The sequence below is a fragment of the Bradyrhizobium sp. BRP19 genome, from assembly GCF_020194195.1.
GTDB lineage: Bacteria > Pseudomonadota > Alphaproteobacteria > Rhizobiales > Xanthobacteraceae > Bradyrhizobium > Bradyrhizobium yuanmingense.
In genome coordinates this window covers 1-394 of record NZ_JADYVZ010000224.1, presented here as the reverse complement: position 1 = coordinate 394, position 394 = coordinate 1, and the positions used below count along the sequence as shown (strand labels likewise).

The following is a 394-nucleotide window of genomic DNA, read 5'->3' as shown; positions in this document are numbered from 1 at the left end:
CTTGCAACATCGATGTCGCGAACGGACCGGCTCGCCTGATTTCATCGATGAACTCCGCCATGTCGACTTCAGCCGGGCAGCCGACACGGTGGGACAGACTGACCACCTCCTGGGCGATGGCACAGGTAACCTCGAGGAGCTCCGAGTCCTGCCCGATTTGCTCGAGTGTGGCACCGGTCAGACCCGACACGAGGTTCGTGGAGGCATTGCGCACCATCTTGCGCCAGACCTCGCGGCGGATGTTCTCCTCAAGACTGACGGCGATGCCCGCCTCAGCCAGTTGCGCTGCAAGCGCTTCGGGTTGAGGCGCAGCGCTAATCGATCCGATCTTGAGCCTCTGTCGGCCAAAGATCTCGACCTCACTGTCCTCGCGCATTGACGCACGGCTGTAGAC

The 394-nt window shown here is 61.9% G+C and carries 1 protein-coding gene; it reads right to left on the bottom strand.

The features are described from left to right. Positions 1–376 (bottom strand): ketopantoate reductase family protein (locus I6F36_RS39290; protein ID WP_276573764.1); only part of this gene is annotated, 376 nt, incomplete at its 3' end. Between the last annotated feature and the right edge of the window lie 18 nt (positions 377–394).